The sequence below is a fragment of the Chamaesiphon sp. VAR_69_metabat_338 genome (assembly GCF_031423935.1).
GTDB lineage: Bacteria > Cyanobacteriota > Cyanobacteriia > Cyanobacteriales > Chamaesiphonaceae > Chamaesiphon.
Genome location: NZ_JANPGM010000020.1, coordinates 1 through 6970 on the forward strand (window position 1 = coordinate 1; position 6970 = coordinate 6970).

General features: G+C 46.7%; 8 protein-coding genes. 3 read left to right on the forward strand and 5 right to left on the reverse strand.

Features of this window, described 5'->3' with window-relative positions; genetic code table 11:
* The coding region (locus RMO84_RS00640) for an aminotransferase class I/II-fold pyridoxal phosphate-dependent enzyme (RefSeq protein ID WP_310486482.1) at window positions 1-720 on the reverse strand (720 nt) is incomplete at its 3' end.
* 214 nt (window positions 721-934) lie between these two features.
* On the opposite strand from RMO84_RS00640, the gene RMO84_RS00645 reads away from it, so the two are divergent.
* Together RMO84_RS00645 and RMO84_RS00650 are read left to right on the forward strand one after the other, a co-directional pair.
* Window positions 935-2068 (forward strand): cob(I)yrinic acid a,c-diamide adenosyltransferase, encoded by a 1134-nt coding sequence (locus tag RMO84_RS00645; RefSeq protein WP_310486483.1) that lies wholly within the window; start codon window positions 935-937, stop codon window positions 2066-2068.
* A 189-nt stretch (window positions 2069-2257) separates the two neighbouring features.
* Window positions 2258-2719, forward strand: coding sequence for a hypothetical protein (locus RMO84_RS00650; RefSeq protein WP_310486484.1), 462 nt, complete (start codon window positions 2258-2260; stop codon window positions 2717-2719).
* A 444-nt stretch (window positions 2720-3163) separates the two neighbouring features.
* On the opposite strand, the gene RMO84_RS00655 is transcribed toward RMO84_RS00650, so the two are convergent.
* From RMO84_RS00655 to menB, 4 genes are all read right to left on the reverse strand, one after another.
* Window positions 3164-4084: an SPFH domain-containing protein gene (locus RMO84_RS00655; protein ID WP_310486485.1), complete on the reverse strand. Its 921-nt coding sequence runs from the start codon at window positions 4082-4084 to the stop codon at window positions 3164-3166.
* 64 nt (window positions 4085-4148) lie between these two features.
* Window positions 4149-4619, reverse strand: coding sequence for an NfeD family protein (locus RMO84_RS00660; protein WP_310486486.1), 471 nt, complete (start codon window positions 4617-4619; stop codon window positions 4149-4151).
* 88 nt (window positions 4620-4707) lie between these two features.
* Window positions 4708-4944, reverse strand: coding sequence for a hypothetical protein (locus tag RMO84_RS00665; RefSeq protein ID WP_310486487.1), 237 nt, complete (start codon window positions 4942-4944; stop codon window positions 4708-4710).
* The gene (gene menB, locus RMO84_RS00670) at window positions 4941-5774 is read right to left on the reverse strand and encodes a 1,4-dihydroxy-2-naphthoyl-CoA synthase (protein WP_310486488.1); all 834 of its coding nucleotides are present in this window, start codon (window positions 5772-5774) and stop codon (window positions 4941-4943) included. The genes RMO84_RS00665 and menB overlap by 4 nt, the downstream gene beginning before the upstream one ends.
* A 157-nt stretch (window positions 5775-5931) precedes the next feature.
* Between menB and RMO84_RS00675 the strand changes: the two genes are divergently transcribed.
* Complete coding sequence (locus RMO84_RS00675; RefSeq protein ID WP_310486490.1) at window positions 5932-6747, forward strand: Tab2/Atab2 family RNA-binding protein; 816 nt, start codon at window positions 5932-5934, stop codon at window positions 6745-6747.
* Window positions 6748-6970: the final 223 nt, after the last annotated feature.

Genomic DNA, 6970 nt, shown 5'->3' on the forward strand with positions numbered 1-6970 from the left:
GGTCATTTCGGTGAAGTTCAGACTGGGAAATGGTGGCGCGTACGCCGAATCGATTAATACTGGCGCGTCGTAATTAGCCGCCAGTGCCACAATTTTCTGAACTTCATCGTCCGTCAAGACATTCCCCGTCGGATTGCAAGGGCGTGAAAATAACACGCACCCAGTGTTTTCGCCGATCTCTAACTGACTAAAATCGGGACGATATTTGAAGCTATGATTGGCAGCGTCGATATCTAGAGTTGGTTTATAAGCTAGTACCGAATCTGGCGCGATCGCCATCCCACCGTAACCTGTATAGTCGGGACTAAGTGGTAATACCACCTGCTTCATTTGCGCTCCACCTGTTTGCCCGCCGAAAGCATTCATCGCATAGAAATATAAGCTTTGACTGCCAGGGGTAATCAACACGTTTTTGGCAGTCAAATTGAGGCTGTAGCGACGATTGAAGTCGGTGACGATCGCGTCGATTAGTGGTTGATAGCCTTGGCTCGAACCATACCGACACACCACCTCGCCATAATCTTTGCTGTCCAATAACTCATGGGTATAATCCCGCCACATTTGCTCGATCTCCGGTAAGATGACCGGATTACCCGCACTGAGATTGATAAATTCTTCACCTTTGCGGGCAGCCAGCGTTTCTTGAATGTCTTTCATAATGGCGCGGACGCCAGTTAGATTAGACATTTGATTACCGATTTGAGATAGTGCGAGGTTCATAGTGATAATGTGGCGATCGAGCGAGCAAATGTTAAAGCTATTATAAACAACCATCATCCTAAGTTGTCTATAATCATTGAGCGGCGCACAGCGATGGGCTTCGATCGAGCGATGGCGATCTTATCGTTGCGGCGACGATGCTACAGGGTTTGAATGGCTAAAATTCGATCGCATCCACCCAAACATCACTACATAAATCGGGAGTTAAAGCTAAGTGACTAGAGTTGGCATTGGGATTCGCACGGCGACTAAACGTAAAGAACGTGCGGCAGGACAAATTCACGTCTACGATGGGGCGGGAAAAGGTAAATCCCAAGCAGCACTGGGAGTGGTATTGCGATCGATCGGGTTAGGTATCGAAGCGGGTGCGGATACGCGAATTTTATTACTGCAATTTTTGAAGGGTTCGGAGCGCGACTACGATGAAGATGCGGCAATCGCGGCACTGCGTAAGAGTTTTCCCCATTTGATCGATCGCGTGCGGACGGGTCGATCTGAATATTTTGGCAAAGAAGAAATTATCGAGTTCGATCGAGCCGAAGCCCATCGCGCCTGGACGGTGGCTAAAGGCGCGATTTATTCGGATCTATATTCCGTGATCGTCTTGGACGAACTCAGTCCTACCCTCGACTTAGGCTTGCTCCCGATTGCCGAAGTCGTGGAGATCTTGCAATCGAAACCCAAGCATCTCGAAGTGATTGTGACTGGACGCGATGCACCTGCGGAGCTAATCGAAATCGCCGATCTCCATTCGGAGATGAGAGCGCACCACCATCCCGAAGCCGCAGCGCAAGGGATTTCTGGGATTGAAATCTATACAGGTGCGGGTAAAGGTAAATCTACCAGTGCGTTGGGTAAAGCCTTGCAAGCGATCGGTAAAGGCATCAGTCAAGATGAATCTCACCGCGTCTTGATCGTCCAATGGCTCAAAGGCGGTACTGGCTATACCGAAGACGCCGCGATCGATGCTTTGAAGAAAAGTTATCCCCAATTAGTCGATCACCATCGCTGTGGCGGCGACGCGATCGTCTGGCGTGGCAAGCAACAAGATATCGACTACATCGAGGCACAAAGGGGCTGGGAAATCGCTAGTAGTGCAATTGCGTCAGGACTCTACAAAACCATCATTCTCGACGAATTAAACCCCACTGTAGACCTCGATCTCCTCGATCAAGAACCGATCGTTCGCAGTCTGGTCAATAAGCCACCAGATACTCAGGTAATTATTACCGGACGCTGCTTCAATACTCCGGCCTACTTTAATATTGCCAGCGTCCACTCCGAAATGATCTGCCACAAACATTATGCCGATCGCGGTGTGGATCTGCGTAGAGGTGTGGATTTTTAGGCATACAGCACGGCAATCGCCTTATTTCTGTATCAACTGTCTTTGTTCAGGAGCTGCATCAAAATTAAAAAGGTGTTGAAAAATTAAAGATGTGTGGGTATAATTTAATTATAAATCATCCCCAGTTGGGCATTCGTGCTCGCTGGCCCCCGCCAGGTTACGATCTGACGGGTTTTTAATGCTTAAAATATGGATCGAGTAACGTTCATTATTGACGGTTTTAATCTTTATCACTCAATTCGCGAAGCAGCTAAGGATTTTAAAACTAAATCTACAACGCAGGATGTAAAGAGTAAGTCAGTAAAGTGGCTTGATATTAACTCTCTTTGTTCATCATACATTTATCTTTTCGGTAAAACGGCGGTTCTCCAAGAAATATACTATTTTTCTGCTCTGGCAAAACACCTAGAAGCTAGAAATGCTAATGTAACTAAGAGACATCAAGACTTTATTCAATGCTTAGAAACAACAGGTGTAAAAACAGAAATTAACAGATTCAAGAAAAAGACAATGACTTGCCCTTCCTGCAAATGTAGGTTTGACAAGTATGAAGAAAAAGAAACTGACGTAGCTGTAGCCATAAAATTATTAGAGCTTTTGTTACGGATAGCTGCGACACCGTGGTGCTCGTTACAGGCGACACTGATTTAGCTCCTGTGGTCAGAACGGCAAAAAAACTATTTGCCAATAAAAGAGTTGTTTTGCCTTTCCATACAAGCGGAAAAATCAAGAATTAGCAAAGTTGGCACCTGAATCTTTTGAAATCAAAAAAGAACAGTATGTAAAGCATCAATTTCCCGATCCATTTGTATTGGTGGATGGAACACAAATTCATAAACCTAGTAAGTGGTAAGTCACAAAGTTTTTACACGATTGTACATTCGGGTTTTTGCTTGCAATCTCCTGCCAATACTCGATGCCGACTTCTTCTGATAGCTCAATCGGTAGATCCAGTTCTAGCCGTCACAAACACGATTTGGTAGAGCCGACGCTACACGATCGATCGTGTAGCGTCGGCAAATTTGTACATCTCTTTCGATCTAAATAGAAATTCCGATCGAGTAAATTGGTGTTAGATCGTCGTTCGAGACATATTTAACTCTGTACCGGATTACCTAAAATAGATTTAATGCCTTCCATCGTTGCTGGCACATTGCCAGGATCCATAAATAGGACTTTGCTACTCGGACTTTGCCCGATATTCGTGCCCATTTCGAGATAGCCCAACGCCAATAATACTTCTATCGATCGTTTACCTTCGGGATTGTCTTCGAGCTGTTTGCCGAGAATGCCAGCGGCAGCGGCAATCCCTTGTGCCTTGAGGATCTGCTGTTGCCGTTCGGCTTCTGCGCCCAGTAGGACTGACTTTTGCTGGGCTTCTGCATCGAGCAGCAAGGCATCTGCCCGCCCTTTGGCGGCGTTTACTGCTGATTCGCGTTCGCCTTCGGATGTCAAAATTGCCGCTCTTTTTTTGCGTTCGGCAGACATTTGCAATTCCATCGCATCCATTACCGCTTTAGCCGGAATTAAATCTCGTAGTTCTACACGCGTAACTTTTACGCCCCAAGGATCGGTAGATTTGTCTAGATCTTGCAAGAGTAATTCATTAATCTGATTGCGAGCTGTAAAGGTTTCATCTAAGGATAATTGTCCCATCTCAGCGCGGATCTGGGTGAGTACTAAGTTAATCATCGCCGCTTGAAGATTCTCGACTTTGTAGTAAGATTTTTCTAAATCTAAAATGCGCCAGTAGACGACAGCATCGACAGTTACAGAGACATTATCGCGGGTGATACATTGCTGAGGCGGAATATCAATTACCCTTTCTCTAATGGTTTGCTGGACAGAAATTCTCTCCATGACTGGAATTAAATAATTCAAGCCAGGTTGCAGTTTCTTGCCTGTATATTTCCCCAATCTTTCGACGAGAGCTTCATCCCCTTGTTTGATAATTTTAATCCCTGAAAAACCACTCAAGCCGATCGCAGCAGCAATAAATAGAGCAAATGGTTCCATAATAACGATTCTAAATATTTAGATAAAAGTGGTTAATTTCTAACAATCTTGCTTGTCGATCGAACTAATCAACTGTTGACGGATGCATCGGCATCACAATCAACAGATTACCCTCGCGACCGACTACGTAGAGTTTATCTTGCGGGGCGACGGGTTCGGCTCCCTCAGCACATCGAGCGCGCCAAGAACTACCTTCATAGAGTACCCGCCCAGTTTCGTTTGGCATCATTGCGGTCAGAGCTTCAGCTTCAGTTGCCGATCGAATCGTGCTAGCGGTGCGCTGTCTATTGAGTCGATAACCGATCGCGGCTAATCCACCCGAACCTAACAGCCAAACAAATATCTGCAACCCGAAGGCTGATGGCAGTGCCAACGCTAATAGCGATACCAGCAGCGCACTTGCACCCATACATACCGCTGTAAAGGCGGTGGGCACGAATAATTCTAATAAACACAATCCCGCACCCACAATCAGCCACAGTCCACTAGGGCTAATTTCGATGCCACCGATCGCAATTTGACTGAGCCACATCATAAATTCGGTTTATTTAGATCGATCGTCTATGTCTACGATAACCAATGAAATGCGCTTCTCACAAAAATTACAGATTGTCATCGCAATCTCATTCATCAGCCCCGATGGTCGCAAACCCTTCACACCAATTGTCTCGATCGAGTTCGTATTCATCGATCCAAAAATCATCGGGTCGCTCGCAAAAACCAGGCTGTTGAGACAGCCGCACAATTGCTGCTTCTGCTTGCGATCTACTCGAATAAATGCCGATCGTTTTTGTTTCATCACAATCGTCTCGCTCATAAGAGTGTTGCAATAAAAACACTGTCCGATCTGCTGACATCATGGCAACCAGGGATATTGACGGAAATTAGGCTGGCGTTTTTCGAGAAAGGCTTGCTTGCCCTCAGCACCTTCTTCGGTCATGTAGTAAAGCAACGTTGCATTACCCGCCAATTCCTGTAAACCAGCTTGCCCGTCACAATCGGCATTGAGAGCAGCTTTGAGACAGCGAATCGCGATCGGACTTTTGGCGAGGATTTCTTGCGCCCATTCAATCCCCTCTGCTTCGAGTCTGTCGATCGGTACTACCGTATTGATCAAACCCATATCTAATGCTGCTTGAGCGTCATATTGACGGCACAGATACCAGATTTCTCGTGCCTTCTTTTGACCGACAATCCGCGCTAGATAACTCGCCCCAAACCCGCCATCGAAACTACCGACTTTCGGCCCCGTTTGTCCAAAGATCGCATTGTCAGCAGCAATCGTCAGATCGCAGATCAAGTGCAGGACATGACCGCCACCGATCGCGTAACCCGCAACTAGAGCGATAATTGGTTTCGGCATCGATCGCATCAAGCGTTGCAGATCCAGCACATTCAGTCGGGGAATCCCATCGGCACCCTGATAGCCACCATGTCCGCGCACCGACTGATCGCCACCAGAACAAAAGGCATATTTGCCATCGGTATGTGGCCCCGCACCCGTCAGCAGTACCACGCCGATGCTGGTATCTTCCCGCGCATCGCAAAAAGCATCGTACATCTCAAATACCGTCTGTGGCCGGAAGGCATTGCGCTTTTCGGGACGGTTGATGGTCACTTTGGCGATGCCATCGGCTTTATGATAGAGAATATCAGTGTAAGTTTTGACCGATCGCCAGGTAGTTTTCATGCTTAATATGAGGCTACGAACAAGGTTTAGTTTACAGCAGATTCAGGTTTTAGGCTTTAGGCTTTAGGTTTTAGGGAATAGTGGATAGTGATTAGATGTTTTAATAAGCCCTCAGTCTCCTCGTTTCCCAGTCTCCCCCTCTCCCCCTCCCCATTTTATGACCATTTGGCAAGCAGATATTTCGAGTCGTCCGCAACAAAACGATCGCGGTGAAACTTTGTGGGAGCTGGTAATTTGCAACGCGGAGGGGGGCTGGTTTCATACGGCGATTTGTCCCCAAAAACAGGTAAATGCTGAATGGATTGCGAATCAGCTAAAGTTAGCAGCTACAGATAACTTACCTAAATCAATTCAAGTATTTCGACCGCAGAGTTTAGGTCTAATTCAAACTGCTGGTGCGAAATTAGGGATTGAAGTTGTAGCGACACGACGGACGATCGCGTTGAAAAAGTTATTGCAACAACAAGCGCAAAATTACCACAATGCTAATTATCAACCACTGGCGATCGAGTCACCACCACCACTACCGATACCCGATGATTTAATCGGTGAAAAGTGGCAATTCGTAACGCTAACTGCCGGACAATTGGTATCAGATTTTGCCGATCGACCGATTCCGATCGTCTCGATTCCAGACTATTTATTACCCCCGCATTGGGGTCTAGGAGTTAATGTCGCCATCCCTGGTGTGATTATCTATGGGGGGAGACAATCGATGCGATTGGCACGCTGGATCGCCGAAACTGAGCCAGTTAGTCTCAATTATTTGGGTGACGATCCGGGTGGGTTGGTATTAGATGTGGGTTTAGCAGATCGATGGGTGATGCTGACATTTAACGATGCTGAAGTCAGTCAAGCCGCAAGGCTGTATGAGGCGCGCAAACGGCTGGTACATGGTTTACATTTCCTATTAGTGACTCCCGACGATTCAGGGATTACTAATAGTGGTGTTTGGTTGTTGCAAAGTAGTTAAAGGCTCGATCGTTCTACCTTTTCCTCGTCGCAATACAAGTTCGATATGGGGGTGGGAGAGGAGGAAGCGATCGAATTACTCGATCGCTACCAGCCTTCGTCGTTCCAGCCGAGCCGATAAATGTTGGATTTGGACTCTTATCGTGGCTTGTTGGTGTTGGTGATTCTCTGTTGGAGAAGCTACACCAGCAGTGCAGCTTTCAAAAGTGGCGATCTCCGTTTGA